We start from the raw sequence: 26,216 nt of genomic DNA on the forward strand, positions 1-26,216 counted from the left end.
TACGACTACACCATCAAGGGAATTCGATTAGGCGGCCGCCGATTTTCATCCGGATCTGGCTTCACGCCCAGATCCCTTTCATCCGCGGCGCAGAGACGCTCATGGTTCCAGCGCGGCTTGTCCCGGCAGAGATCCGGCGCAATGGCGCGAAACACCGGAATACCGAATTCGGCGCGCGTGAAATCCATGAACAGGATATCGAGACCGAGCGCTTCAAACCTGTCGAGACAGGCCTGCAACCGGTCGCCGGCATTGTCTTGCGGCAAAGACACCGCCGTTGCCGCGACCGGCGGCGGCGACAACATCGGAAGACGCGCCGTCGCCTTTTCAAGCCATTCGGCAAGCAGCCGGTCGCCGGCATCAGCGCGCTGGGTGAGCGCAATTTCTCCCTGCAACATTTCGACAATGGCGTGAACGCCAGCGGCGGCGTGGTCGAAGCGGGCCGAAAAACCCATGGCGATATCGCCGCCATTCGCAGTCCAGGAGACTGCGGCGACAACCGGGATCTCAATATCCGTGGTGATATCGAAGAGCCGAGTGCGCCTCTCCCGACGCTCCAGGAAATCACACAGCGCCGGTTCGTGCGAGATGGTATCAAATCCGAATTGCGGGCGCTGGCGAGCCCCGTGCCACCACCGACCGACGGCGTCGCGTTCTATGAGCTCCAGAACCGCGCCGAGCCTGGCCGAATCCGCGTCCGGGCCCGCGGCACAGCCGCAGGTGTCCGCGATCATCACAGCATTGCCATCGCCCTTGGCGCTTTTGCCAATGAGCGCCGCTTCTGCGGGAACCAGGCGCACGGCGCCTGACAGGTCCTGCGCCTGCATCCAGTCGATGATTTCAGCGTCGGCGACTTTACGTCCGCGCCAGTCCACTGCGCCATAGACGCTGTTCCAATCATGTCTTTCAGCACGCTGCGTGACGGTCAGACCCGCCAGCCGACCAGGCTCTACAGCGATATCGCGGACAGTTTCCAAAGGCGCCTGAAGCAGGGTTTCATCCCCCCAGACGCACAGGCTTGCAAGCTCGATCGCTTCGCCAAGGCCGCTTTCTCGACACCTTGCCTTGGTAACACCGCGGCCGCCGGCTGCGCGTCCCGACTCAACACGCGCAGCCATGGGAAAGCCCGGCCACCGTGCAAACGCCTCGCTTCCCGGCACGCAAAACTCGAAATGAGCCGGCCAACCTTCAGGCGTCGCGTCAATGTGCAAGAAATACTGCTGCAAGTTGTCCAATGTACTTTTCATGTAACATTGCAAAAACTGGTAGATTAACTATCAATTGCGCACATTGACGTGCAGGGGAACCGATGTCGAGCACCAATGCGGGTAATACCGGACAGGCCGGGACACCCAAAGCCTCATTGAAAGCCGTGCTGTTTCTGGACCTTGCCAGCTCCAGCCGCTTCATGAGTGAACGGCAAGACGAGACAATCGCCTTCCTGTCGCGTTGCTTTGACCACTTCACCAGAACATGCTCCGACTTTCGCGGACAACTCGTCAAGACAACCGGGGACGGAGCGATGCTTCTGTTCGAGAGCGCGACAGACGCCATCGAGTTCGCCATGGCGATGCATGAGGCGGTCGCAGACCTGCGCGATGGCTTTCCGAATACGGCCAGATTCCGCGCGGGAATTCATATCGGGGAAGTGATGTTTCGCGGCGGCGACGCCTACGGCCACGCCGTCAACGTAGCGGCGCGGCTGGAAGGTCTTGCCGGAAGCGGCGGCACCTGCGTCTCCCAGGAAGTCTACATGCTGGTTCAGCGGACATCGCGCTTCGGCTTCGAGGCGATCGGCGGTCGCCGCATGAAAAACATACCGGAGCACATGCGGGTCTATCAGGTTCTGAAGGAAATAGACGCCGCGGACAGTCCTGAAATCGGACAACTCTCCGTGCGCACGATAGGCGGACTTTCGGTGTCCCGCGACGAACATTCGCTTCCGGTCGGCACCCGGGGATCGACCAAGGGACTGCTCGCCTATCTGGTCGTGTCTCCGAATGGCGTCGAGACCGTTGGCCGGCTGAATGCGCTGTTGTGGCCGGATCGCCCATTCGCCGAGGCGAAAAAATCCATGAACCGGCTGGTGTCGTCAATACGGAGACAGTCGGGTCTGCCGGTCGAGTGGGCCGAAGGTTCGGTCGCGCTTAATCACAGCCGGCTCGAGATCGATCTGGAGAGAATGGAAAACGACCTGCGCCAGGGGTACGTCGATCCCGTGCTGAACCGCGACGGCGAATGGCCGGACCGTATTCTTGCCGGTCTGGAAGATGTCGGCCCGCTTTTCACCTCCTGGCTCGCGGTGGCCCGCAGCGAATGGCGCAACCGGATCGCCACCGCGCTCGAACTCTGCCTCGACATGTTTGAAATCGGCGACGACGGCGCCCGCGACGCGGCCATGGCGCTCGTGCGTATCGAGCCCGGCCACGAACGGGCGGCGCGCATGCTGATCCGGTACTATCACGCCGTGGACAATCCCGGCGCGGCGCGGCGGGTCTACACCCAGCTCGAAAACTATCTGGATAGATATTTCGGCATCTCGCCAAAACCGGAAACGGTCGCCGCTCTGCGTGGAGATAACACCGCAGCACAGCCGGCGCGAACGCGCGCGTCGACTGCGCCGTTGCGGATCCAGGTGACGGAGTTCGAAGCGCTGACCGATGAAGGCCGGGAGATCGCGAACGCTTTCCGCAAGGAGCTCCTCGCCAGCCTGTCCTGTTTTCGCGGCTGGTCCGCCGTCGAAGGAGAGCAGGCGCCGTCGCTTTCGGCAGGCGTTTCAGACTACAAGCTCAGCGCAACGCTGACGTCGGCTGTCGGCAAACCGGAAATCGTCCTGACCCTTGGAGAGGCGCGCAGCGGCGGGCTTGTGTGGTCTGATCGTTTCGTGCTCGAGCCGGAAAACCTTCAGGCCGTCAAGCAGCGCGCAATCGGCCGCATAGCCGCCACCCTCGAGGTTTATATTTCGACGGACAGGCTGGCGCGCACAACAGAGCCGGAGATGGACGCATGCGTCGATCAATGGCTGCAGGGCGAAAAGATCCTGACGCGCTGGACGCCGCAGAGCCATGACGAGGCGGCGTCGATCTTCACGCGCATAATCGACCATTCTCCCAGTTTCGCGCCCGCCTACGCCAGCCTTGCGAGCCTGAAGAACGTCAGACACATCGTGCGTCCTGGCCTCGCCCGCGATGCGGAGGATCTCCGGCAGGCTTACCGGCTCGCGCAAATGGCCGTAGAGCTCGATCCACTCGACGCGCGCAACCAGTTGGCTGTGGCGTGGTCGTCATCGCTTGACGGCAAGTTCGAAAACGCATCGATCCACATGGAGCTCGCTGCGAAACTCAACCCGCACAGCCCACGCACACTGATCTCATGCGCGATGGGCTTCGCCTTTTTCGGTGATCATGAACGCGCAATGGAATTGCTGGCGCACAGCATCGAATACGCGCCGGTGCTGCTCGATTACCAGTGGAGTTATGCGGCGAGCGTCTATTTTCTGGCCGGAGAGCATGAGAAGGCGATCGAAGCCGCGATCCGCTCGAGTGATCGCATTATCGATAATCCGGGCTGGCACGCGGCCGCCCTCGCCGCGGTCGGCCGGAGAGAAGAAGCCGCGACCGAATTCAAGCGCCTGTGCGGCGATGTCAGCTCCATCTGGGCGGGCGCGACAGCGCCCACCCCGACCGAGATCGCCAGATGGTTCAGCGAAGCCTACCCGATCCGTGAGGACGAGGATCGCGCCCGCCTGCTTTCACTGATGGAGCAGACCGCTCAGGAACAAGAGTCCTAACCGATCAGCTCACAGGCACCTCTGGAAGGTGACCGTTCCCTTAAGATAGTCCTCTTCACGACCGGGAACTTCCGCCACGTCTCCGACGATCGTCGCCAGGTATCCGAAGGCGTCCGCCTGGTTGGAGCGCCGTGGCGCCAGAACCGTCATGAAATGGACGTCCGCGACCCTTTCGTCACGCTTGATCTCGAGCACGAGATGACCGTCTGGCTGGCCCGTATCAACATGCGTCAGATCAAACACATTCCTTCTCTTGGCCGAATGGCTGATGCGTCTCTGCTTCATCTTGCCTGTTTCGTTCTGAAACTCGTACAGGACATCATAACCTGTGTTTGAAGCACTGATGACATCATGCAGAGTTGCGAGAACCGCATCCCAATAGTTGTTCGTGCTTTGCATTCTGGTCTCGACCTGGGTTCCGGCGTAGATCATGCCTTCCCGCCTTTGCTGGTCGACTGTCAGGGATTTGTCCTGCTTGTAGAAGACGATTGACCCCATGATATTCCCCTTTCTTTGCTAGTTCAGGTTTCCAATATTGCGAAAGATATCGTGCAGGGTAAAAGCATTTCCCCGCGTCGCGACCAGCTCGGGATGCGGCTCAAAGCGAACGCGCTGCGCATCGTCGATAATGCTGTCGGGTGACGCCTGAATGGCGGCGTGAACCGTTTCCATGATGATGCGGGATGCAAGCGGGCCGAGCCGGGTCGACCCGTCGCGGGCGTCGCGGCCGAGCCTCTGGGCCTCTGCAAGCGTATAGAACCAGAGCGGCGTCGCCTTCGCCATGCGATGGTCGTCTCGAGAAAGGACGTCTCCCAAGGCGCTGCCAAATGCATTGTCCGACAGGTCCGCAATACCGTCGACGCGCTTGCGTTGCCCGCCTGCGGGCAACGGATGTCCCGCCAGTTCGGTATTGACGCATGCGACAAGATCCTGCGCCGGCGACAGGCCGACGGATCGCCCGCGTTTCAGCGTCAGTTCCGAGAGGGGCACGGTGTTCGATGTTTGGCCGCGTGGCATTTCGTAGACCCAACGCCGGTCGAGTTCCTGAAACAGAACCGGAAGTTTCGCGTCGATGGCCTCTGCGTATTCCGGCTCGCGCGACCCGTCGAGGTCGAGAAGATAGGACCAGTCGACGACCCAGCGATCCTGCAGGAATGGCCGGTCGCGGTCGATAACCCTGCCGAGATGGGTGTGGGCCAGAACCTGGCGGGTCGGTTCGCGGGACAGAATTCCATTCAGGAAGTATCGTTCCCTGACCATGCTGTGACCGAAACGGAAGCATCCGATCGAGAATTCGACCGGAATCCTGAACGGATATGGCAACGCGTCGGCAAACAGAAATCCCCGCCCATGGGTCATGACTTCATGATAGACGTCACGATCGATGATGCGTTCGAGATAATCGTGCAGGATCACCGATTGCATATGCCGGCGCGTCAGCCTTTTTGCCGCGGCTTCATCTGGTTCGATGTCACAAATCCGGTGATGAAACCTGATGATTGACGCGACGAGCTGGGAGACGATGACGTTGTTGTCGTTTCTTTCGTCCGGCAGAAGCGGAACGCCCTCGGCGTCCCTTGGAATATCGGTAAAGCGCCCGGCGCTGGTCGCGCCGAGGCCGAGACCGCCGCGACACTGATAGGCCTTGCCGTTCTCCGGATATCCTTCTGGCCGCGCATCGAAAATACTGTCCAGATCGAATGCATGCGTCCGGTAATTCACCGGATTGAGCGGGTCGCTGTCAAAACTCGTATAGGACAGGTCATGCGCAAGGAACTGTCCCAGATAGGTGTAGGCCGCAGGTATCGTCGAATGCTCGATCGACCGTTTCTCCGAACACATGGCGGCTGCAAGCGCACAAAGAGCGCCCTCATCCGGAAGCAGATGATCGTCGATCGCCGGAATCAACCGATGAAAGAAACCGCAGCCGGCAAGTTTACTTTCATGTGACGTCAGGAACGTCCCAACATCCGCGTGGTAATCCGCGGACACACCATCTTCGGCGTCATGGCGAAGAGTAAGGCTCACGTGCTGTTCTCCGTCACAGTCGGAGGCGTCTGTAACGACAGGACCATTGATCCCGGTCAGATCAAAATCCAACGTCTGAGGATCAGAGTTGCTGGCGCTTCTGACGCCGACCGATTGCCGGGCGACGAAACGCGCGCCTGCTCCGTGACATGTCGCCTTCAAGTCGCCCCCCAAGGCTGGATACGATTTCCATTGTCCTTTCCATGAATGGTAGAAGAAATACATCGGCTTCCGCAATAGATGAAATGGAGATGGTTTGAAGTTCACGAAACCTTGCGATCGACACGCGTTGCCGGTCACGCAAGAAGCAACCGACCGACCGGGGCGGATCGTCGCCTCGCCATCGGCCAGGATCCGTGCAATAAGGTCGCAAAACCGACCGCCGAATACCGGCGTCTCGATGAACAAGCAGCCAAGCAACAGCTTCACCGAACCCGATGAGCGATACCGTTCCTGACGCGAATACACAGGCTGCGCGCCGACTGGAACAAATGCTTCAGCCTCAACGAGGCCGTCTTCGTCTGGCTTCCTGGCTCAGCGTCGGGGCTTCCCTGTTATGGATTCCGCAAGCCGCCTGCGTGGCTCAGCTCATTGCAGCGCTCGTCGAAGGTTCGCCGGCGTTGCTCGGTCCATGGAGCGCTAGCCTCCTGTTTGCGGCGCTCGGACTTGTGAAGGCCGGACTTGCGCATGTGTCAGGTAGAATAGCCTTCACCGCGTCGCAGGCGGCCATCAGCCGTGAGCGGGAAAAAATCCTCGCTGCGCAAAGCCGCCAGTCGCCGCTGGCGACAAGCCAGCGCTCATCCGCTGAAATCACAGCGCTTGCCGCAGACAAGCTCGAGCTCGTCGCGCCCTACATATTGCGTTACGCGCCAGCCATGGCCCGCACTAGAACTGTTCCTTTCGTCATCCTGGCCATCGCCATGGTCTTCTCCTGGACTGTAGCCTTCATTCTGCTGATCGCCGGACCACTGATACCCATCTTCATGATTCTCGTCGGAATGGCTGCGCGCACAGCCAGCGAGAAACAGATGCAGGAAATCGGGGGCATGAACGCTCTCCTGGCTGAACGAATACGAGCGCTCACAGATTTGCGGCTGCTCGACGCGGTCGACCGCACCGTCGTCGATTTTTCAACGGCCGCAGAGCGTCTGCGCCGACAGACCATGGAGGTCCTGCGCATCGCATTCCTGTCATCGACCGTTCTGGAGTTGTTTGCAGCGCTCGGCGTTGCGATGACGGCTGTCTATGTGGGCTTTGCGCTGCTCGGCGAATTGCGTTTCGGCGCCTGGACAACGCCCCTGACTGTCGCCGAAGGCGTTTTTCTGCTGCTGTTGGCGCCGGACTTCTTTCAGCCGATGCGAGAACTCGCAGCCGCCTGGCACGACCGGGCTGCGGCCCAGGCTGTCGCCAGCGAATTGGCCGATCTCGAAGCGGCGCCGAAACTCGAAATTCCGGGAGGCGGGCTCGCCGGGCGGGCGCTCACTGGTCCCGCGAGCGTAGAGGCGCGCGCCCTCTCCTGGACGACGCCCGCCGGACGCCTGATACGATTTCCCGAATTTTCCATCGCGGCCGGCGAACGGATCGCCATCACCGGACGCAGCGGCAGCGGAAAATCAACCTTGCTTGCTTTACTGGCGGGACTTGCGCCCTGCCCCGACGGCGACATTCGCGTCGCCGGGGAGTTGCTTGACGACCGTACCGCGGACGCCTGGCGCGGCAGACTCGGCTGGATTGGACAGGCCCCGCAGTTTTTCAACGGCAGCCTGCGGGCCAACCTGATCATCTCCGGGCAAACGCGCGACGACGACAGACTTGCGAATTCACTTGCGCTCGCCTCCGCAGATCAGATCGTCCGAACTTTGCCGGGTGGGCTCGACACCAGGCTCGGCGAAACGGGACACGGCGTTTCCGGTGGCGAGGCCCGGCGACTGATGATCGCACGCGCGCTCTATTCCGACGCCGATATCATTCTGGCGGACGAACCGACCTCAGATCTCGATCGCGATACGGCGTCGGCCGTCACCGAGGGGCTGTTGGCGCTATCGGCGCGCGGCGCCACGCTGATCGTCGCAACCCACGATCTGCAACTCGCGCGCCGCCTCGACCGGATCATCGATCTGGAGACCGCCGGATGAGATCGCTGCTGCCGATTATTCGTCGCATCTGGACGAACGACTGGTGGTCGCTTCTACGCGGCGCAGCGCTGTCTGTGGCAGTTCTGGTCGCAGGCATCGCGCTGCTTGGGCTTTCAGGGTGGTTCATCGCAGCCGCCGGCGTCGCCGGTCTTGCCGGCGCTGGCGTCGTTTTCGACGTGTTTCGACCGAGCGCCGGCGTGCGCTTTCTGGCGCTCGGCCGCACAGCAGCGCGCTACGGCGAACGTATTTTGACCCATGACGCGACCTTGCGCGGTCTTGCCCGTTTGCGCGTCGATCTGCTGACCGCGCTGTCGACGACGCCGTTTGCGCGATTGCCGGCGCTGCGGGCGTCGGAGCAGCTGACCCGCCTGACGCGGGATGTGGACGCCCTGGACGGCGTTGCGCTGCGCCTGGTTATCCCGCTTGTCGCAGCAGTCGCCACCTTGATGATTTCCGCCGTTGCCCTGTGGATACTGGTCGATCCGGCGCTTGTCGTCTGGCTGTTGGCGAGCACGATCGCCGGCATTCTGCCCGCGCTCGGCCTTGTCGCCATGCGGTCCCGCAAACCATCGCGCCTGTCGCAACTGGCGCTCAACGCCTTTCGCATGCGGTTCATGGATTTGATCCAGGCACGGGCGGAACTGACGATTTTCGGGAAGCTCGACCAACGCGCGGAATATGTCATGGACGCCGAGCGGCGGATGCGCAAGGAACTAGAGCGCAATGATCGCATCGAACGCGCCGGCGGCTTTCTGATTTCATCGGCGGAAAGTCTGACCGCCGCCGGCGCCTTGCTGATCGGCGGCCTGCTCGCCCGGGCCGGCGTCATCGATCCGGCGCTGGCCGCTCTCGGTTTCTTCGCCACACTGGCCATTGCCGAGGCGCTGGGGCCGCTCAGGCGCGGCCTGGCGGAAATCGGCCGAATGACGGACGCTGCAAGACGGGTCAATCGCCTGCTGGACACCGGAAAGCCACAAGCGGCGTTCGCTCGATCCCTCACGCATCCAGAGTCGAACGCGCCACTGCTGCAATTTAAAGACGCCTGCTTTTCCTACAGGGAGGAAGGTCCTTTACTGATCGCAGATTTCAATCTCCAGGTCGCAAGCGGCGAAACGGTTGCGCTGACAGGCGCAAGCGGCAGCGGAAAATCTACCATCATGCAGCTTGCCGCCTCCATGGTGCGGCCCACCCGCGGGACTGTTGCGATACTGGGCAAGGATCTCTGCGATTGGGAAGAACCGCGGCTGCGTGAAACCGTTTCGCTGTTGCCCCAGAGAAGCGCGCTGCTGAGCGGCGCCATCAGGGACGGACTGGCGGTGGCAAGGCCCGGCCTGAACGATGAAGACGCCTGGGCTGTGCTCTCGGCGGTGGCGCTCGACGACGTCATAGAAGCGCGCGGGGGACTCGACAGCCGGCTGGGAGAATCCGGAACAGGGCTTTCCGGCGGCGAAAGCCGACGTCTGGCGCTGGCCAGGGTCCTGCTTCGCCGGCCGGCGCTGCTGCTCCTGGACGAACCGACGGAAGGCCTTGACCGCGACACTGCGACGCGGGTGCTGGCAGGGATCAGAAAATATCTTCCTGAATCAGGGATTTTGCTTGCTTCACACAGAGAGGCGGAACTGGTTTTCTCCGACCGGCAGCAAGATGTCGCACTCTTCTGCGAGACTTGATATGTATCAATACCATTAGGCAGATAAGTTGTAATACCTGCGATACTGGGACATGCGCACTGAAGGCGTGTCCAAACCAAAAGGATTTGTAGATGGAACTCGATGTCGTCGAGCTGTCTCGCTTGCAGTTTGCAATGACAGCAATGTACCATTTCCTTTTCGTTCCGCTGACGCTCGGTCTGTCCATCATCGTCGCCATCATGGAGACGGTCTATGTGATGACCGACAGGCCCATCTGGCGTCAGATGACGAAATTCTGGGGACTGCTTTTCGGGATAAATTTCGCCCTCGGCGTCGCAACCGGCATCACCATGGAGTTCCAGTTCGGGATGAACTGGAGCTACTACAGCCATTACGTCGGCGACATCTTCGGCGCGCCCCTCGCCATCGAAGGCCTCATGGCGTTCTTTCTTGAGGCGACATTCGTCGGTTTGTTCTTCTTCGGTTGGGACAAGCTGTCGAAGGTAGCGCATCTGGTCGTGGCGTGGCTGGTCGCAATAGGCTCGAACTTCTCTGCGCTGTGGATCCTGATCGCCAATGGCTGGATGCAGAATCCGGTCGGCGCCGAGTTCAACCCGATGTCCATGCGCATGGAGATGACGAGTTTCTTCGACGTGCTCTTCAATGAGGTTGCGCAGGCAAAATTCGTGCACACGGTTTCAGCGGGTTATGTGACCGCTTCCGTCTTCGTGCTCGGCGTGTCGGCCTGGTATCTGCTGAAGGGTCGGCATATCGAACTGGCGCGGCGTTCGATCGCCGTTGCAGCGAGTTTCGGTATTGCGTCAGCGCTGTCCGTGGTCGTCCTTGGCGACGAATCCGGATATGCGACGACCCATTCGCAAAAGATGAAACTCGCGGCCATTGAAGCGATGTGGGAAACCGAGCCTGCTCCGGCGTCGTTCACACTGTTCGGCATTCCCGACCAGGAGGACCACGAGACAAAATACGCGATCCATATTCCGTACATGATGGGTCTCATCGGCACACGTTCGCTCGACACCGTTATTCCGGGCATCAACGAACTCGTCGCGACGGCGGAAAAGCGTATTCGCTCTGGAATCATCGCCTATGACGCGCTGCAGACCATACGCTCCGAGCGCGGCGACGCGTCACAGGAAGTGCGCGACACTTTCGAACAGCATAGCGGCGATCTCGGATTCGCCTTTCTGTTGCGGCGCTATGCGGATGACCCGAGCAAGGCCACGGAGGAGCAGATCACCCTCGCGGCCCAAGACACCGTGCCAACGGTTTGGCCGCTGTTCTGGGCCTTCCGGGTCATGGTCGGTCTCGGCTTCGCATTCATCGCGGTCATGGCCTACTTCTTTTATCTGGCGAGTTTCCGCGGGATGCAGTTTCCGCGCCCGGCGTTGTGGCTTGCAGTGATCATCATACCAACGCCGTGGATCGCCGCAGAAATGGGCTGGTTCGTGGCAGAGTATGGACGCCAGCCATGGACTGTGGACAGCGTTTTGCCTACAGCCCTGTCGGTATCGCACTTGAGCGTTGGCGACCTTCTGATCACGCTCGCCGGGTTTGTGACCTTCTATTCGATCCTGTTCATCATCGAGATGGGACTGATGATCAAATACATCAGGAAGGGTCCTCACATGGATGTGGAGATGACCGACGAATGGATGGACAAGCACAGGCAACAACTGCGCAAAACTGACGGCGCCATCGCAGGCGCGGTTCCGGCGGAGTAACGATCATGATCTTGCACGAACTCATCAGCATTGAACTGCTTCGCGTTATCTGGTGGCTGCTGCTCGGCATTTTGCTGATCGGTTTTGCAATGACCGACGGTTTCGACATGGGCGTCGGCGCGCTGCTGCCTTTCGTCGCAAAAAGCGACGTCGAACGCCGTATCGCCATCAATACCGTCGGTCCTGTCTGGGAAGGCAACCAGGTGTGGTTCATTCTCGGCGGCGGAGCGATCTTCGCCGCCTGGCCGCCGCTCTACGCGGTCTCCTTCTCCGGCTTCTACCTGGCCATGTTCGCCGTGCTCGCGGCGCTGATCCTCAGGCCGGTCGCCTTCAAATATCGTTCAAAACACGAGAGCCCCCGGTGGAGATCGAACTGGGACTGGGCGCTGTTCGTCGGCGGAGCCGTTCCGGCGTTGATTTTCGGAGTCGCCGTCGGAAACGTGCTTCAGGGCGTGCCGTTCCGCTTTACCGAGGATCTGCACGCCATCTACGAGGGAACGTTCTACGGCAAGTTTCTCGGCCTTCTCAATCCGTTCGCGATACTGACGGGTCTGGTCTCCTTCGGCATGTTGCTGATGCACGGCGCAGCCTGGCTGGTCGTCAAGACAGACGGTGTCGTCGCGGAACGGGCGCGCAGGATCGGCGTCTGGATGGGACTGGTTGCTTTAGCCGGTTACGCCATTGCCGGGCTTTGGCTCGCCTTCGGCATTGATGGATACGCCATGGTTGGACAAGTCGTGGTCGACGGCCCCTCGAACCCGTTGCATTCGGACGTTGTGCGGGAGGGCAGTTGGCTCGCCGTCTACGGCGAGCGCCCGTGGATTGCGATTGCGCCGGTTCTGGGCTTTCTGGGCCTCATCATGGCCATCCGCGGCCTCAGGAGCGGCGGCGAGATTTCGCCTCTTTTGTGGTCGAAACTCGGAATTCTCGGCGTCATCTCATCAGTCGGACTGACGATGTTTCCGTTCATTCTTCCGTCGTCGATCCATCCGACCTCCTCCCTGACGGTATGGGATGCGTCTTCTTCGCAACTCACACTGTTCGTGATGCTGGTCTCGACGATCATCTTTCTGCCGATCATCCTTGCCTACACCGCCTGGGTCTACCGCGTCCTGTGGGGCAAGGTCACCGCCGACGACGTCACCTCCAACAGTGAAAGCGTCTACTGACGAAGGAACAACACGATGTGGTATTTCGCCTGGATTCTCGGTCTGCCTCTCGCGGCTCTCTTTGCGGTGGTCAACGCGATGTGGCTTGAAATTCAGCAGGATCGCCAGATGATGGAGGACGAGGCTGTTCCACCCGTCAAGCAGTGAACGGCGGCGCGAGGACGCCGGGCTGGCGCGACGTCATTTCGTCATGACGCCGCGAACGCCCGGACCTCTTCCTCGATCAGTTTCCATATTCGGTCAACGAGCTGGACAATGAAAACGACATCAGGAAACGTTTCCCGGATCAGACGTGGAAGAAATTCAAGCAGGATCTGCGCGCGATCCGAAAAGACGGCTACAGTTTTACGACTTCGGAAGTTTCGGAGGACCAGACCGGCCTCGCCGCTCCGGGTTTCCGGGGAGACACGGTCATCGCATCCGTCAGCATCGTTATGGCGAAGCCGATATTCGACGAGCTTGAAACGCGTCTTTGCGTTCAGGACGCCGTCAAGTCCTGTGCGCGCGATCGAGGCAATCAGATAACCGATACAGGCCTTGCACCGCCGACCATTGGCGCTATTCCTGATAAACGTTGAACTGGTCCAGTTGCTCCTGGGTTTCCTCAAGCCGCTGCATGGCTTCGCGCCCACCTTCGGTCAACAGCATCGTGGCGATGATCTGAGCGACTGCAAACGCCGGCAACAGAGAAGAGAACAGCGAAATGGTGCTGTTTCGCACGATCAGATTGACGCCCGCCTCGGTGACCACAGGTGAAACTTCACTATCGGTGATCGCGATGACCTGCCCCTTGCGTTCGCGCACAAACTCGACCGCAGCGATCGCATCCCGCGCATAGGGGCGATAGCTGAAAACCAGCAAAACGTCCTTGCTGCCCACTGTTCGCAGATCGTCGGCGAGCGCCCCACCCAAACCGGTCAACAAAACAGTGCGCGCGTCGAACATGCGGCACGTATAGTGAAAATAGTAAGCAAGCGGAAACATGCTGCGTAGGCCAAGCACGTAGATCTTGCGCGCGCCGCGCAACCGGCTGACCGCATTATTCAGCTTCTCGGCAATCCCCTCTCCAAAAGTCTGCTGCAGATTTTCGAGTTCCTGCAGCACGTGCTCGCCAAGGATCTGGGTGTTGGACCCGACAGGAAAACGCTCGCGTATCGACTGCGCGCGCGACAGCCAGCGCGCATCGCTGCCTCGGGTAACGTAATCCCTGAAGAGGTCGCGGAACTGGTCGTAGCCATCAAAACCCAGTTCGCGCGCAAGCCGCACCATCGCGTTGTGCTGCACTCCCGCTTTCTTGGCAAGAGTCCGCATCGAATAGATCGCAACGTCGCTAGGATTGTCTATCGCGAAGCGGGCTGCCTTCCTGAGTTGCGGACTGAAAGCTGCATAACGGGACTTCAGCATGTCGACAATGCCGTCGGATGCGCCGGAATTCGGATCATCCTGGCGAATTTCAGTCTGACTCATGAAATGCTTTTCTTGTTTGTCTCTCGATCTCAAAATACGTAATCGGCAGCATACCTCATCATGGCGAACTCAACGACCTGCGCGCCAACTATTTCCAGTTGATTTTGCACTGACTCATCCAATGATCGGCCATCGGCGTCGAATAGCGGCAAAGAGGTGTTCAGAACCGCGCCGAAAGGCGTCGGCCAACCGCGAAGGGCATGGGCAATGTCGCGAAGAGCAGAAATCGTCTGACTGCCGCCCTGCCATCCGCCGGCGCAACAGATGCATCCGACCGCCCGACCGTCCCAATAGATGCGCCGGTCAGAGCGCAGATCTTCCGTGTAGTCGATGGCGTTTTTCAGCAAACCGGACAGGGAGCCGTGATAGGATGGCGAGGCAAGGATGAAGCCGTCCGCTTCGCGGAAGAGTTTGACAAGCCTTTTCGCCGACTCGGTCCGGTCATTGTCGCCTGGCAGATACACAGGCATCAGGAGATCGCGGCCGCAGAAGCTTGCCGTTCGAGCGCCAAGTTTTTCCGCATGCCGGAGTGCGATCTTCATCGCCTTCTCGCTCGAAGACCCGCTGCGCGCCGTTCCACCCAAACCGAGTATCAGGGGTTTTGTCATATCTCAGCCGTGGCTGGCCGCGGCTTCGACAGACGGGGCCGCCGGCATCGCGTCCAGTTCTCCGAGCGGTCCGAATCTTTTCTCGAGAAGCGGCATCACCTCCGATCCGAACCGTTCCATGGAACGGAGGATTTTCGACTGCTCGAGACCCGGTATCGCCATGAAGCAGCTGATGTGCTTGGGTCCCAGCACCTCGATATCGCGCGCAAGCCGCTCGGCAACCGTCTCGGGGGTGCCGACCGGCAGACGCGACACGATTTCCTCGAGCGGCGGCTCTCCCTCCGCCGGTATCTCTTTAAGGAATGCCCCGTCGAGTTCGCCGTAACCGCCGCGCATCGACATGGCGATACGGCGGATATAGCGCGCGCCATCTGCCGCCAGCTTCGCATCTTCAGGGTCGTCCGTCACGAAGACGTAGCGCTGGATCGCGAAGGGCACGGCGGCGCTGTCGCCCCCGGCTTTTCCCCACGTATCGGCCAACCCGTCGCGCACGCCGCGGATCGTCTCCACGTCATTCCACCCTGTCGTGAAAAATGGCGTGTAGCCGCGTTCGACCGCTCGCTTCTGCGCCTCCACGTCGGTCCCCATTCCCGCGACGTAGATATCCGGACGGGTCTGCGCAGGCCGCACCGAAAACGCGGTTTTTGGCAAGCGGATCGTTTTGCCTTCATAGGCGAATTCGTCTTTCGTGAAGTAACTATCCACGAAGTCGAGAACATCGAAGAGCGTGTCACGCGCCTGTTTGAGATCACGGCCGAATTTGTGAAACTCGTAGGCCTGATACCCGGTGCCGAAGCCGAGAACCAGCCGCCCGCCGCTCATCTGATCCGTCATTCCGATATCCTCGGCGAGCCGGATCGGTTCATACAGCGGCGCGACGATGACGGCCGGGCCAAGTTTGATCCGGCTTGTCTGCCCGGCCATGAAGTTGGCCATCGCAAGGGGCGACGGACACAGGCAATAGTTGGAAAAGTGATGTTCCGCGAACCAGGCGATCTCCATGCCGATCTCCTCGGCAAGTTTCACATGTTCCGCGGTTTCCCGGTAAATTTCTCCGGCAGCCTTGTCCTTGTTACGCTGCGTCATCAGGGAAAACAGGCCGAAATGCATCTGGATATCCTTTACTTTTCTGTGTCTCAAAAACCGACGATGGTTTCGCCGCCATTTGGGCTGATCGCCTGTCCGGTGACGAAATCGCCGGTGGGCGCTGCGAAATAGACCACCGCGTATGAAATCTCTTCCGGCGCGGCCCAGCGTCCGAGCGGCACCTTCTTTTCCTTTTCGCGGATCTTCTCCATGCCCTGGACGCGGATAGGCATTTCGGTCAGGACGCCTCCCGGACAAACGGCGTTGACCAGGATGTTCCATGGAGCAAGTTCCTTGGCCCAGGCCTTGGTCAATCCGAGAACGGCGGTCTTGGCAGCGCAATAATGTGACGCCGTGTGGTGGCCGTTCATGCCCCAGATCGAGGAAATATTGACGATCCGACCGTATTTGCGCTCTTTCATGCCGGGGATGACCGCCTGGCCGCAAAAAAAGCTTCCGCGAACATGGATGTCGAACATGCGCTGGTATTTTTCCGGCGTGATCTCTTCGATCTCGGCATGTTCGCCGATGCCAGCGTTGTTGACGAGGATGTCAACCGGACCCAACTTGGCTTCCACCTCCTTGACAAGGTCACGCATCGCCGCCGCATCGCGGATGTCAGCGGTGGACAGAAGAACCTTGCGGCCCATCGCCTGAATGGCCTCCGCGGTCTCTTTCGCTTCGTCTTCCAGAACATCGTGAACGACGATGTCGGCGCCGCGTTCGGCCATCAGTTTCGCGTGGGCGCTGCCCATACCGCGGCCTGAGCCGGTGATCCAGGCGACCCTGCCTTCCAAACTGTTCGGATCTTTCGTCATGGAATTCTCCCTAGTAGCCGACGATGGTTTCGCCGCCATTCGGACTGAGGACCTGACCGGTCACGAAGTCCGCTTCGGGCGATGCGAGAAAGGCGACTGCGTAGGACATCTCGATAGGCTCGCAGTAACGCTTCAGCGGCACCTTCTCTTCCTTGGCGCGCAGGATATCGAGATTGTCGAGCTTGACCGGCCCGCCGGAACGCACGCCGCCTGGCGCAACCGCATTGACGTGAATATTCCAGGGAGCAAATTCCTTGGCCCAGGCCTTTGCAAAACCAAGCAGCGCCGACTTGGCCGAACAATAGTGGGAGGCGACCGGGGCTCCCGCCATGCCCCAAATCGAAGAGATGTTGATGATCTTGCCGTAACGGGCTTCTTTCATCGCCGGAACGACGGCCTGCGTGCAAAAGAAACTGCCGCGAACATGCACATTGAACATGCGGTCGAAATCGTCTTCCGAGATTTCGTCAACTGTTGCGCGTTGCCCGAAGCCGGCATTGTTGACCAGGATGTCGATGCGGCCAAGTGCCTTCGAAGCATCGGCGACCATCGTTGTGACGGCGTCGGTGTCAGCCATGTCGATGACATGAACCGAGGCCCTTCGGCCGCGTTCCCGCACGAGTTCCGCGGTTTCGCGCGCCTTGTCGCCGTCGATATCGCAGACGGCGATGTCAGCGCCGCGCTCGGCCATCAGCATGGCGTGGGACCGTCCCATTCCGTCCCCCGATCCGGTTATCAGCGCAACCTTTTTGTCCAGTGTTCCCATGTTTACTCCTTGGGTATCATAAGCGTCGCGTCGGCCGCCCAAAGCAGGGCCACGCGATCGCCGGGTTTGAGCATTTCAGACTGGCGGATGGAGGTCAGGCGAACAGCGATCGGGGTGGTACCCTCAACGTCGACCACATATCTAAAGGATCCAGCGGTGAAGGTAGCATCGACGATACGGCCCGACAGGCGATTGTATTGCGTCGAATCCGCGCCGGTCGCCGCGCTCTCCTGTTCGATGCTGATTGATTCCGGGCGCAGGCAAAGGACCTGTTTGCCGTTTCCTGTGTCCTTTCCCTCATGGAGAGCGCGCACCGGGCCTGCAGGGGTTTCAATCTCAACGTAGTCGCCGCTGCGCCCGATCTCCCGCACAACGTCGAGCATGTTGGCGTTGCCAAGAAAGCAGGCTGCGAATTCATTGCGGGGATGTTCGTAGAGTTCTCGCGGCGTGCCGAGTTGCACAATACCGCCCTGGCGCATGATGGCGATCCGATCGGACATGGCCGCGGCCTCGTCCTGGTCATGGGTGACGTAAAGAACCGTGGCGCCCACCTTTGCGTGGAATTCCTTGATTTCGAACTGCATCTCCTCGCGGAGGTTCTTGTCCAGAGCGCCGAGCGGTTCGTCCATCAACAGGATGCGCGGTCCATAGACCGCCGCGCGCGCAAGTGCGATGCGCTGCTGCTGTCCACCGGAAAGTTGCGTCGGCATTCTCCCACCGACATCGGGAAGCCGAACTGTTTCCAGCATCTGCGTCACCCGATTGCGTATTTCGGATTCGGGGAGTTTCCTCAGTCGCAGGGGAAAAGCGATGTTCTCGAACACAGTCAGATGCGGAAACAGCGCATAGTTCTGAAAGACCATGCCGATTTCACGCTTGTAAGGAGGTAACGCCGCCATATCGACGCCGTCGACCTCAATGCGCCCGCGCGTCGGCGGCGTAAATCCGGCGACAGCGCCGAGCAGTGTCGTCTTTCCGGAACCGCTCGGTCCGATCAGGGAAAAGAATTCTCCCCTCTCAAGCTCCAGATCAGTTGGTCGCAACGCTTCGACCTTGCCATAGCGCTTCTCGACGCCGGAGAGTTTCAGTTTCGCGCCTTGCTCAGTCATGGTTCCACCCATCCAAACGCGTCGAGCGGGACTGAATCAGCGCGACAATGACAAGCAGGACGAGCGTAAACAGGAATACGAGTGTCGCGACGGCGGCGATTGTGGGGGTCAGGTAATCGTTCATCTGTTCCCAGATCAGGCGTGGAAGGGTTCGGGTTCCGGCGCCGGTCAGAAAGAGCGCCAGCATGAGTTCGTCGATCGAAGTGGCGAACGCCAGGATGCCCCCGATGATGATTCCGATGCGGATCGTCGGATAGGTGACGGATCTGAACGTGCGCCATGGTCGCGCGCCGAGCGTCATTGCGGCCAGCTCGAGCGTGAAATCATGACGAGCCAGCTGCGCGGTGACGGTTATGAACACCAGCGGCACGCCAATGACCGTATGTCCGATCGTGGCCGCAGCGTAGGATCCAAGCAGGTTGAGCTGCAGCATAAGCGGATAGAGACCGATCGCAAGGATGACATGGGGCAACATCATGGGCGCCACGACGAGCGCCGAGATCACGCCAGCCTGTTTGAAACCGCCCCTTGAGACGGCCAGCGCAGCCATGGTGCCGAAGACCATGGACAGCAACGCCGTCGGGACGCCGATGGCAAGCGAATTGATCATCGCCTGGAACCAGGAGGGATTGGCGACAAGCTTCTCATACCATTGGGTTGACCATCCGGACGGCGGGAAGGACAAGAAGCTGCGGTCTGAGAATGACAGCGGCAACACGATGAACTGCGGCAGGACAAGATAAACCAGGATCAGCGCGGTAAAGCAGCAGATGATCACCCATCCCGCTCGGAAACCAAGCGGCAGCTTCGCAGTGCTTTCAGCGGCCATGGGCAAAACCTCCCCCGGCGCTTTTCATGACACGAAGATAGACAAGGTATATCGAGGTTGTCAGCAGCAGCAGGACTGTGGAGAGGGCAGAAGCGAGTCCCCAGTCAAGAAGCCGGTTGGCCTGCTGCTCGATCAAAACCGCCGCCATCATATGGCGAGGTCCGCCGAGCAACGCAGGCGTTATGAAGAAGCCGAGCGACATCATAAAAACCAGCGCGGATCCGGCGCCAAGCCCTGGCAACGACAGCGGAAAGAAGATCTTGCGGAAAGCCACGAACGGATTGGCGCCCATGACTTCAGCCGCGGCAATAAGGGTGCGGTCGATTGTCCGCATTGTCGCCAGCATGGGCAACAGCATGAATGGAAGCATGATGTGCACCATTCCGACATTGACCGCCAGCGTTCCCGGAAGAAAGCTGATCGGACGCTCGACGATATCCGCCACGACCAGAAACTGGTTGAGCACGCCCTTTCGCTGGAACACCACCATCCATGCATAGGATCGGATCACGACGCTGGTCCAGAGCGAAACGACGACGAACGCCATCATAAGGCTCATCATCGATCCGCGAACCCGGGATATGACGTAGGCGACCGGATAGGCGATGAGCGCGCACAGGATTGTCACGATCCCGGCCGTCTCGACCGTGATCCAAAGAACTTTGAGATACGGCCCGCCGCCGAAAACGCGTTCGTAGTTGGCGACGCCCGGCGACGGATCTGTGAAGCTGCGCAGAATGACGTTCAGGATTGGCCACAGGAAGAACAGGCCGACAAAAGCCAGCGGCGCAACAAGCAGCCAGCGATAAAACGCCGTCGCTGTCCAGCCGGTGCTCTTATCGGATGCCATTCCTGTCTCCAACCAATTGCTTGACCATCAAAATAGGCACAGTTGTAGCGTCCGGGGCGTCGCCTTACGCGATCGCCCCGGCTTGCGGATACGGGTTATCAGCCCAGAATCCAGGTATTGAAACGCTCGACCACCTCAGCGGAATTGTCCGCCCAGTAACTGACGTCGAGAAGGACCGTATTGTCGTTGAGGGTAGGCAGATTGGCCTTCACCGCATCGTCAAGCAACGCATCGGCGTTCTTGTTCACCGGTCCGTACGGGATTGTCTTGGCAAAAGCGGCCTGGGCTTCCGGCGACAACGCATAGGCCATCATGTCGAAAGCTTCCGCCTTGTTCGGCGCCCCCTTCGGCACACCCCAACCGTCAGATACGAGAATCGCCTGGTTGAAGGTGTAGTCAACCGGAGCTCCATCGTTCTTTGGACCAAAGACGCGCCCGTTCCAGGTCGAGCCGGCGTCGACTTCGCCGTCGAGCAGAAGCTGCGCGCTCTGAGCGCCCTTTTCCCACCAGACCAGCTTGTCCTTGATCTTGTCCATGCTTGCGAACGCGCGGTCGACATCGAGCGGATAGAGTTCGTTGATCGGAACGCCGTCAGCCAGCAACGCTGCTTCCATCGTCTGGAACGGACGCTTCCACAGACCCACGCGCCCATCGAGCGCAAACAGATCCGCCCAGCTCTGCGGTCCCTCGCCCGTCACGTTGTCGGTGTTCCATGCGATGTTGTAGGCGGCAAGGTCCGTGACGACGAAATGATCATGCGCCGATCCCTTCACCATCGCGTCCTTGTCGACGACGCTGTAATCGATCGGCTCGAGCAGACCTTCTTTCGCATAGACTGCGAGCGCTTCCGCCGGTCCCTGGATGAGGTCCCATTCAACATTGCCCTGCTCGACCATGGCCTTCAGACGGGCGCCTTCATTGCTGGTGTTGATGACGTTTACGCCGGTCTTGGCCGTCCATGGTTCATAGACAGTCTTGCGATAGGCTTCCTCCAGCTTGCCGCCGCCGGTCGCCATTACGATCTGATCCGTCTTCGCATTCGCAATGCGCGGCATGCCAAGGGCTGTAGCCGTGGCGCCGAGACCAATCAGCGCGGTGCGCCTGGAGATATTGCTGTTTATTCCGTACTTGTTCGTCATTCCCATAATCCTCTCAGTTGTTTTGTTCCCGCCTTTGATTTCCGGACCGACTGGCGGATGCTTCGGGCCGGTTTGAGTTGTCGACCGCCATTCGGTCAGGTCATGTACAGGCCGCCATTCACCATCAATGTCTGACCGACAACGAAACGGTTTCGATCCGAGCCGAGAAAAAGGATTGCTTCGGCGATGTCCTCGGGCTCGGCCGCGCGTCCGACCGGAATGATCTTGATCCGCTCGGCGAACCAGTCCTGCTTCTTCGCTGTTTCCGTGGCGATTGCCCCCGGGCTCACCGCATTGACCAAGATTTGGTGGGGCGCGAGTTCCTCGGCCAGCGACCGTGTTAGGCTTACCAGCGCGGACTTCGCGGCAGCGTAGTGAGGCAGCGAGGGCTTCGCCCTGTGCGCATCTGTGGACGCTACGTTGACGATGCGGCCGTAGCCCTGCCTGATCATGATATCCATCAAGGCTCGGGTCGTCAGAAATGGCGCCGTGAGATTGGTTCGAAGCGTCCAGTCCCAGTCGGTCATGCTGATTTCACCAAAACGGGCATGACGCCAGCCGCCCACATTGTTCACGAGCAGATCAAGCCGTCCGTCGAAGAAGTTTTCGACCGCCGTTGCGAGAGCCGTAACCTCTTCCTCGCGCGCGAGGTCGACGACGACGGGGCATACGCGGTATCCTTGGGTTTCGAGAGACTTTGCCGAAGACATTACGGCGTCGGCATCGACATCCGCCATGATCACTGCGCCGCCGCGTTCAAGCAGCAATTTCGTGGTCGTCAAACCGAGCCCCCTTGCGGCGCCGGTTACGAGCGCTGTCCTGCCTTCGAATTCCGTTGTCATTCGGCGGGTCTCCAAAACTGCACTTTGACGAGTGTGTACCATTTGGTATAGATTGTCAAATATAAAGCATATGCTCTAATACAGTGCATTTGAAACAGGCTTAGCTGGAGTGAAACAATGAGTGCTGGATCAGTGAAAAACGCCCGACCTGCGGGTCGCTCCGATGTCTTCCATCGATTTCCAAGAAACGACATGGCGACGGCGGCGGGCGGCGAGGGACCGTATATCTTCGACACGTCCGGAAAGCGATATATCGACGGTTCGTCGGGCGCAGCGGTGAGTTCACTCGGTCACGGCCATCCGCGCATAGCGGAAGCGATGAAACGCCAGATCGATCACATCACGTTCGCCCATACGTCATTTTTTACGAGCGAACCCGCAGAAGAGCTTGCCTCGCTGTTGACGGACCTGGCGCCTGGCGATCTCTCGAAGGTGTATTTCACTTCCGGCGGTTCGGAATCGGTGGAAGCCGCCCTGAAGCTCGCGCGGCAATATTACGTGGAGAAGGGCGAAACCTCCCGCCACCGCATTATTTCGAGAGCCCAGAGCTATCACGGCAATACGCTCGGAGCGCTGGCGGCCGGCGGCAACCTCTGGCGGCGCGAGGCCTATACGCCGCTGCTGCTTGAAACGATCCAGACGCCGGCGGTGTATCCCTATCGGGAAAAACAGGATTCCGAGACCGATGAGGCCTACGGCCGCCGCGTGGCGGACGAACTCGAGGCGGCGATCCTTCGTGAAGGCCCGGAAAACGTCATGTGCTTCATCGTGGAGACGGTGGCGGGCGCGACGATCGGAACCGTGCCTCCGCCCCCGGGCTACTTCGCGCGGATCCGCGAAATTTGCGACAAATACGGCGTCCTGCTTATCCTTGACGAAGTCATGTGTGGAATGGGACGGACCGGAACACTCTTCGCCTTCGAACAGGAAAACATAGCGGCCGATATCGTCACCCTCGCCAAGGGGCTCGGCGCCGGATACGCATCCATCGGCGCAACCATCACTACCACAAAAATCTACGACACGATCGTCTCGGGTTCCGGCTTCTTCCAGCACGGGCACACATATACGGGCCATCCCCTGGCCTGCGCCACGGCGCTGGAGGCGCAGAAACTGATCGCGGAAGAAGACCTGCTGTCGAATGTGCGCAAGCAGGCGGCCAATCTGGAAGCGGCGCTGCAGAGCCGGTTTGGCCAGCATCCCAACGTCGGCGACATCCGCGGCCGCGGTCTCTTCCAATCGCTGGAATTCGTCTCGGATCGCGAATCGAAGGCGCCGCTCGATCCGTCATTGAAATTTGCCTCGAAACTGAAAGCCGCAGGGCTCGCCGAAGGTCTGCTTTGCTACCCCATGGGCGGCGTCATCGACGGACGATCAGGCGACCACGCCATGCTCGCTCCGCCCTTTATCGTCAACGAAAGCCACATCGAGGAGATCGTCGACAAACTCGACAGGGCGATCGACGCAGCATTGGGCGCTGCGCGACAATAAGCAAATACCGATCGGCCGCTCGCGACGGATCTGGCCTTCATACAAGACCAAGGGCGCTGACGTGCTCCCGTGAAATGGGCCCGATTTTGGGTTAGCCTGTTCCAGAGCGAAGGAGACAGGCAATGAAACGATCAAGGTTCTCGGAAGAACAAATCATTGGCATTTTGAAGGAGCAGATGATGGATGTATCGATGCTCCGAGAAATACTGATAATGGGAGCCGGCGAACGCCATGCGTTCGAGAGAGCCTGCGAACGCTTCTGACGCCCGGCTCCAGAGGAGCAACGCCGTTAGTTGGGCAATCGAGATGAAGTGCTATTCGCAGCGGCGGGCCTGCGCCCTGGTTAGCATTTCGCCGCGCGTCTTCCGTTACCAGTCGAGCAGGCACGACGACGCCGGCCTGCGACAGCGCTTGCGGGAAATCTCGTCGCAACGGCGACGGTTCGGCTATCGCCGTCTGCACCTGTTGTTGTGAAGCGCGAAGGCGTCATGGTGAACTGGAAGAAGCTGTATCGCCTCTACAAGGAGGATCGGCTTGTTGTCCGCAAACGTGGCGGCCGCAAGCGGGCTTTGGGCACACGCGCGCCCATGGCTATCCCGCAGGATCCACTCAGCGCTGGAGCCTCGACTTCGTCTCGGATGTGCTGGTCGATGGACGTCGCTTCCGCATTCTGTGTGTCATCGATGACTTCAGCCGCGAATGCCTGGCGACTGTCTTTGACAACTCGATCTCGGGCGAACGTGTCGCTCGCGAACTGGATGCAATCGCAGAACGGCGCGGCTATCCCTGTATGATAGTCTCGGACAATGGAACGGGACTCACATCAAATGCCATGCTCGCCTGGCAACAGGACCGTCGCGTCGAGTGGCACTATATTGCGCCCGGAAAACCGATGCAGGACGGCTTCGTGAAAAGTTTCAACGGTAGACTGAGAGACGAGTGCTTGAACGAGCACCTTTTCCGCAGCTACCGCCACGCCCGGGAGATCATCGAAGAATGGAGGATCAATTACAACATGCACCGACCACACACCAGCCTCGACGGGCTTACGCCGAATGAGTTTGCAACCCGGTCCGCAATGGACCACAACGTGAACAGAGCCAGGGCTTACATCACGCAACTCCAGTCTTGACCGGTAGATCTTTATAGAGAAGCCAAGCTGCATCGGGCAGCGTAGTACGAGCGCCGCAGGCTTCAGGCTGAATGCCCCGTATTGTTTTCAGCGGTTTCTTCAACGGAGGAACCGGAACGGCGCGATGACAGAACGCCATAGCCGACCGACAGGACGGTAAGTGCGGCAAAGAACCAGCAGATATAGGAGTTGAAGAATACGCTGTAGTCACCATGCGCAACAAGAATGGTGCGGCGCAAATTGTCCTCGAACGATGGGCCCAGGACGAAGGCGATCAGAAAGGGCGGTACGGGCAGATCAATCTTCATCATGAAAAAGCCGAGGAAACCGGCGGCAAACATGACGAGGATGTCAAAATGGCTGTTCTGGATCGCGTAGGTTCCGAATACGCAGAACATCAGAAGACCGGGCATCAGAATGTGCCTCGGTATATCGGATATACGGGCGAACAGGCGCATCGACAGCATGCCAAGGATCAGCATGGCGATCGAACTGAGCATGATTCCGAAGAAGATGGCATAGACTGTATCGCCCTGGGTCTGGAACAGCGATGGTCCGATCGACAGGCCGTGAATCAGGAATGCGCCGATCATGACGGCGGTCACGACATCGCCCGGAATGCCAAGCGCCAGGAGCGGAATCAGCGTCGCGCCGGCTACGGCGTTGTTTCCTGCCTCCGCTGCGGCTACGCCGTCGATCTCCCCCTTGCCATAGGTCTCGGGATGTTTGGAACTGCGCTTGGCCAGCGAATAGCTGAGAAAGGAGGCGGCGGTCGCGCCGACACCCGGTATTGCGCCTATCCCGACACCGATCGCGCTGCTGCGGAAAATGGTTGGCAGGCAGCTGCGGAATTCCGCCAAAGTCAGTGCCGAGCCCGAACGGCTGCCATGAATAAGACCTGACTGTTTGCGAAGGTAGAAATCGATCACTTCCGGGATGGCGAATAGGCCAATAAGCAGCGGCACGAAGCTGACACCGCCGGAAAACTCGAGCATTCCGAAGGTGAAGCGCGGATTGCCGTAGATCAGATCCAGCCCCACTGTTGCAAGTAGGAGGCCCAGCACGGCCGAAACCAGACCCTTGAACAGGGAATCGCCAGCGACGGACGTAACGATAGTGAGGGAGAAGGTCATCAGCCAGAAATATTCGGCCGGTCCGAATTGCAGAGCGAAGCTGGCGATCATAGCTGCAAAGAGGATCAGCGCGAGATTGGAAGCGAGATCGGCGACTACGGAACTGTAGAGGGCGATGTCCAGAGCCTTACGGCTCTGTCCCTTCTGAGACAGCGGCCAGCCGTCGAGCAGAGTGCAGATATTGCCAGGTGTCCCAGGCGTGCGGATCAGGATTGCGGAAATCGAACCGGCAAACATCCCGCCCTTGTAGATGCCGACGACCAGCAGGATCGCGCTGATCGGATTCATGCCGTAGGTGAATGGCAGGGCAAGCGCGATGCCCATACTGCTCGACAAACCGGGGATCGCGCCGATCACTATTCCGATGAACATGCCTGCGACGATCGCCAGCACGTTCTGCATTGAAAGAAACAGATCAAATCCGTTCAGTATTTCCTGCAACAGGACTCTC

22 protein-coding genes and 1 pseudogene are annotated in these 26,216 nt (G+C 59.7%); 9 read left to right on the forward strand and 14 right to left on the reverse strand.

All coding sequences use genetic code 11. The annotated features are described in order from the left end of the window. Positions 1 to 5: 5 nt before the first annotated feature. Positions 6 to 1,118, reverse strand: coding sequence for a YcaO-like family protein (locus K1W69_RS09875; RefSeq protein ID WP_220228199.1), 1,113 nt, complete (start codon positions 1,116 to 1,118; stop codon positions 6 to 8). A gap of 191 nt (positions 1,119 to 1,309) precedes the next feature. Here K1W69_RS09875 and K1W69_RS09880 point away from each other — a divergent pair, with 191 nt between their 5' ends. After that, positions 1,310 to 3,790, forward strand: a complete 2,481-nt coding sequence (locus K1W69_RS09880) for an adenylate/guanylate cyclase domain-containing protein (protein WP_220228200.1) — start codon at positions 1,310 to 1,312, stop codon at positions 3,788 to 3,790. A gap of 9 nt (positions 3,791 to 3,799) precedes the next feature. Here the strand turns inward: K1W69_RS09880 and K1W69_RS09885 are convergent, their stop codons facing one another. Beyond that, on the reverse strand, positions 3,800 to 4,288 hold the full coding sequence (locus K1W69_RS09885; RefSeq protein ID WP_220228201.1) for a hypothetical protein: 489 nt from the start codon (positions 4,286 to 4,288) through the stop codon (positions 3,800 to 3,802). 18 nt (positions 4,289 to 4,306) lie between these two features. Further along, the gene (locus K1W69_RS09890) at positions 4,307 to 5,980 is read right to left on the reverse strand and encodes a peroxidase family protein (protein ID WP_220228202.1); all 1,674 of its coding nucleotides are present in this window, start codon (positions 5,978 to 5,980) and stop codon (positions 4,307 to 4,309) included. 329 nt (positions 5,981 to 6,309) lie between these two features. Between K1W69_RS09890 and cydD the strand changes: the two genes are divergently transcribed. From cydD to K1W69_RS27445, 6 genes are all read left to right on the forward strand, one after another. Further along, positions 6,310 to 7,953 (forward strand): thiol reductant ABC exporter subunit CydD, encoded by a 1,644-nt coding sequence (cydD, locus tag K1W69_RS09895; RefSeq protein ID WP_258570973.1) that lies wholly within the window; start codon positions 6,310 to 6,312, stop codon positions 7,951 to 7,953. After that, positions 7,950 to 9,623, forward strand: a complete 1,674-nt coding sequence (gene cydC, locus K1W69_RS09900; protein WP_220228204.1) for a thiol reductant ABC exporter subunit CydC — start codon at positions 7,950 to 7,952, stop codon at positions 9,621 to 9,623. Before cydD ends, cydC begins: the two co-directional genes overlap by 4 nt. A gap of 92 nt (positions 9,624 to 9,715) precedes the next feature. Then, on the forward strand, positions 9,716 to 11,326 hold the full coding sequence (locus K1W69_RS09905; RefSeq protein WP_220228205.1) for a cytochrome ubiquinol oxidase subunit I: 1,611 nt from the start codon (positions 9,716 to 9,718) through the stop codon (positions 11,324 to 11,326). Between the two features lie 5 nt (positions 11,327 to 11,331). Next, on the forward strand, positions 11,332 to 12,495 hold the full coding sequence (gene cydB / locus K1W69_RS09910) for a cytochrome d ubiquinol oxidase subunit II (RefSeq protein ID WP_220228206.1): 1,164 nt from the start codon (positions 11,332 to 11,334) through the stop codon (positions 12,493 to 12,495). Between the two features lie 15 nt (positions 12,496 to 12,510). After that, the gene (gene cydX, locus K1W69_RS09915) at positions 12,511 to 12,642 is read left to right on the forward strand and encodes a cytochrome bd-I oxidase subunit CydX (protein WP_220228207.1); all 132 of its coding nucleotides are present in this window, start codon (positions 12,511 to 12,513) and stop codon (positions 12,640 to 12,642) included. 119 nt (positions 12,643 to 12,761) lie between these two features. After that, positions 12,762 to 13,073, forward strand: a complete 312-nt coding sequence (locus K1W69_RS27445) for an IclR family transcriptional regulator domain-containing protein (protein WP_370688253.1) — start codon at positions 12,762 to 12,764, stop codon at positions 13,071 to 13,073. On the opposite strand, the gene K1W69_RS09925 is transcribed toward K1W69_RS27445, so the two are convergent. The 10 genes from K1W69_RS09925 to K1W69_RS09970 all read right to left on the reverse strand — a co-directional run bounded on the left by K1W69_RS09925 (position 13,054) and on the right by K1W69_RS09970 (position 22,009). Further along, positions 13,054 to 13,962 carry a MurR/RpiR family transcriptional regulator gene (locus K1W69_RS09925; protein WP_220228208.1) on the reverse strand — a complete coding sequence of 303 codons (909 nt, stop codon included), beginning with the start codon at positions 13,960 to 13,962 and terminating at the stop codon, positions 13,054 to 13,056. The two genes, K1W69_RS27445 and K1W69_RS09925, sit on opposite strands and share 20 nt — an antisense overlap. Positions 13,963 to 13,991: 29 nt before the next feature. Beyond that, on the reverse strand, positions 13,992 to 14,570 hold the full coding sequence (locus K1W69_RS09930; RefSeq protein ID WP_220228209.1) for an NADPH-dependent FMN reductase: 579 nt from the start codon (positions 14,568 to 14,570) through the stop codon (positions 13,992 to 13,994). Positions 14,571 to 14,573: 3 nt separating this feature from the next. Next, a complete protein-coding gene (locus tag K1W69_RS09935; protein WP_220228210.1) occupies positions 14,574 to 15,680 on the reverse strand; it encodes an LLM class flavin-dependent oxidoreductase in 1,107 nt (368 codons plus the stop codon). Positions 15,681 to 15,706: 26 nt separating this feature from the next. Continuing rightward, positions 15,707 to 16,474 (reverse strand): SDR family NAD(P)-dependent oxidoreductase, encoded by a 768-nt coding sequence (locus K1W69_RS09940; protein WP_220228211.1) that lies wholly within the window; start codon positions 16,472 to 16,474, stop codon positions 15,707 to 15,709. 10 nt (positions 16,475 to 16,484) lie between these two features. Further along, positions 16,485 to 17,240 (reverse strand): SDR family NAD(P)-dependent oxidoreductase, encoded by a 756-nt coding sequence (locus K1W69_RS09945; protein WP_220228212.1) that lies wholly within the window; start codon positions 17,238 to 17,240, stop codon positions 16,485 to 16,487. 2 nt (positions 17,241 to 17,242) lie between these two features. Then, positions 17,243 to 18,349: an ABC transporter ATP-binding protein gene (locus K1W69_RS09950; protein WP_220228213.1), complete on the reverse strand. Its 1,107-nt coding sequence runs from the start codon at positions 18,347 to 18,349 to the stop codon at positions 17,243 to 17,245. Further along, positions 18,342 to 19,178, reverse strand: a complete 837-nt coding sequence (locus tag K1W69_RS09955) for an ABC transporter permease (protein ID WP_220228214.1) — start codon at positions 19,176 to 19,178, stop codon at positions 18,342 to 18,344. The genes K1W69_RS09950 and K1W69_RS09955 overlap by 8 nt, the downstream gene beginning before the upstream one ends. Next, a complete protein-coding gene (locus K1W69_RS09960; RefSeq protein WP_220228215.1) occupies positions 19,168 to 20,028 on the reverse strand; it encodes an ABC transporter permease in 861 nt (286 codons plus the stop codon). Before K1W69_RS09960 ends, K1W69_RS09955 begins: the two co-directional genes overlap by 11 nt. 98 nt (positions 20,029 to 20,126) lie before the next feature. After that, positions 20,127 to 21,167, reverse strand: a complete 1,041-nt coding sequence (locus K1W69_RS09965; RefSeq protein WP_220228216.1) for an ABC transporter substrate-binding protein — start codon at positions 21,165 to 21,167, stop codon at positions 20,127 to 20,129. 95 nt (positions 21,168 to 21,262) lie between these two features. Then, complete coding sequence (locus tag K1W69_RS09970; RefSeq protein ID WP_220228217.1) at positions 21,263 to 22,009, reverse strand: SDR family NAD(P)-dependent oxidoreductase; 747 nt, start codon at positions 22,007 to 22,009, stop codon at positions 21,263 to 21,265. Positions 22,010 to 22,126: 117 nt separating this feature from the next. Between K1W69_RS09970 and K1W69_RS09975 the strand changes: the two genes are divergently transcribed. Together K1W69_RS09975 and K1W69_RS09980 are read left to right on the forward strand one after the other, a co-directional pair. Next, positions 22,127 to 23,500, forward strand: coding sequence for an aspartate aminotransferase family protein (locus K1W69_RS09975; RefSeq protein WP_220228218.1), 1,374 nt, complete (start codon positions 22,127 to 22,129; stop codon positions 23,498 to 23,500). 122 nt (positions 23,501 to 23,622) lie between these two features. Beyond that, positions 23,623 to 24,632 (forward strand): annotated as a pseudogene (locus K1W69_RS09980) (IS3 family transposase). 62 nt (positions 24,633 to 24,694) lie between these two features. Here K1W69_RS09980 and K1W69_RS09985 read toward each other — a convergent pair. Further along, positions 24,695 to 26,206 (reverse strand): tripartite tricarboxylate transporter permease, encoded by a 1,512-nt coding sequence (locus K1W69_RS09985; protein ID WP_258570975.1) that lies wholly within the window; start codon positions 26,204 to 26,206, stop codon positions 24,695 to 24,697. Positions 26,207 to 26,216: the final 10 nt, after the last annotated feature.

The sequence above is a fragment of the Flavimaribacter sediminis genome, from assembly GCF_019492055.1.
Lineage (GTDB): Bacteria > Pseudomonadota > Alphaproteobacteria > Rhizobiales > Rhizobiaceae > Flavimaribacter > Flavimaribacter sediminis.

What these genes read in the sequence shown, in the direction of transcription:
- K1W69_RS09875 (WP_220228199.1), bottom strand. Translation starts at nt 1,118, where the DNA reads ATGGCTGCGCGTGTTGAGTCGGGACGCGCAGCCGGCGGCCGCGGTGTT.
- K1W69_RS09880 (WP_220228200.1), top strand. Translation starts at nt 1,310, where the DNA reads ATGTCGAGCACCAATGCGGGTAATACCGGACAGGCCGGGACACCCAAA.
- K1W69_RS09885 (WP_220228201.1), bottom strand. Translation starts at nt 4,288, where the DNA reads ATGGGGTCAATCGTCTTCTACAAGCAGGACAAATCCCTGACAGTCGAC.
- cydD (WP_258570973.1), top strand. Translation starts at nt 6,310, where the DNA reads ATGCTTCAGCCTCAACGAGGCCGTCTTCGTCTGGCTTCCTGGCTCAGC.
- cydC (WP_220228204.1), top strand. Translation starts at nt 7,950, where the DNA reads ATGAGATCGCTGCTGCCGATTATTCGTCGCATCTGGACGAACGACTGG.
- K1W69_RS09905 (WP_220228205.1), top strand. Translation starts at nt 9,716, where the DNA reads ATGGAACTCGATGTCGTCGAGCTGTCTCGCTTGCAGTTTGCAATGACA.
- cydB (WP_220228206.1), top strand. Translation starts at nt 11,332, where the DNA reads ATGATCTTGCACGAACTCATCAGCATTGAACTGCTTCGCGTTATCTGG.
- cydX (WP_220228207.1), top strand. Translation starts at nt 12,511, where the DNA reads ATGTGGTATTTCGCCTGGATTCTCGGTCTGCCTCTCGCGGCTCTCTTT.
- K1W69_RS09925 (WP_220228208.1), bottom strand. Translation starts at nt 13,962, where the DNA reads ATGAGTCAGACTGAAATTCGCCAGGATGATCCGAATTCCGGCGCATCC.
- K1W69_RS09930 (WP_220228209.1), bottom strand. Translation starts at nt 14,570, where the DNA reads ATGACAAAACCCCTGATACTCGGTTTGGGTGGAACGGCGCGCAGCGGG.
- K1W69_RS09935 (WP_220228210.1), bottom strand. Translation starts at nt 15,680, where the DNA reads ATGCATTTCGGCCTGTTTTCCCTGATGACGCAGCGTAACAAGGACAAG.
- K1W69_RS09940 (WP_220228211.1), bottom strand. Translation starts at nt 16,474, where the DNA reads ATGACGAAAGATCCGAACAGTTTGGAAGGCAGGGTCGCCTGGATCACC.
- K1W69_RS09945 (WP_220228212.1), bottom strand. Translation starts at nt 17,240, where the DNA reads ATGGGAACACTGGACAAAAAGGTTGCGCTGATAACCGGATCGGGGGAC.
- K1W69_RS09950 (WP_220228213.1), bottom strand. Translation starts at nt 18,349, where the DNA reads ATGACTGAGCAAGGCGCGAAACTGAAACTCTCCGGCGTCGAGAAGCGC.
- K1W69_RS09955 (WP_220228214.1), bottom strand. Translation starts at nt 19,178, where the DNA reads ATGGCCGCTGAAAGCACTGCGAAGCTGCCGCTTGGTTTCCGAGCGGGA.
- K1W69_RS09960 (WP_220228215.1), bottom strand. Translation starts at nt 20,028, where the DNA reads ATGGCATCCGATAAGAGCACCGGCTGGACAGCGACGGCGTTTTATCGC.
- K1W69_RS09965 (WP_220228216.1), bottom strand. Translation starts at nt 21,167, where the DNA reads ATGACGAACAAGTACGGAATAAACAGCAATATCTCCAGGCGCACCGCG.
- K1W69_RS09970 (WP_220228217.1), bottom strand. Translation starts at nt 22,009, where the DNA reads ATGACAACGGAATTCGAAGGCAGGACAGCGCTCGTAACCGGCGCCGCA.
- K1W69_RS09975 (WP_220228218.1), top strand. Translation starts at nt 22,127, where the DNA reads ATGAGTGCTGGATCAGTGAAAAACGCCCGACCTGCGGGTCGCTCCGAT.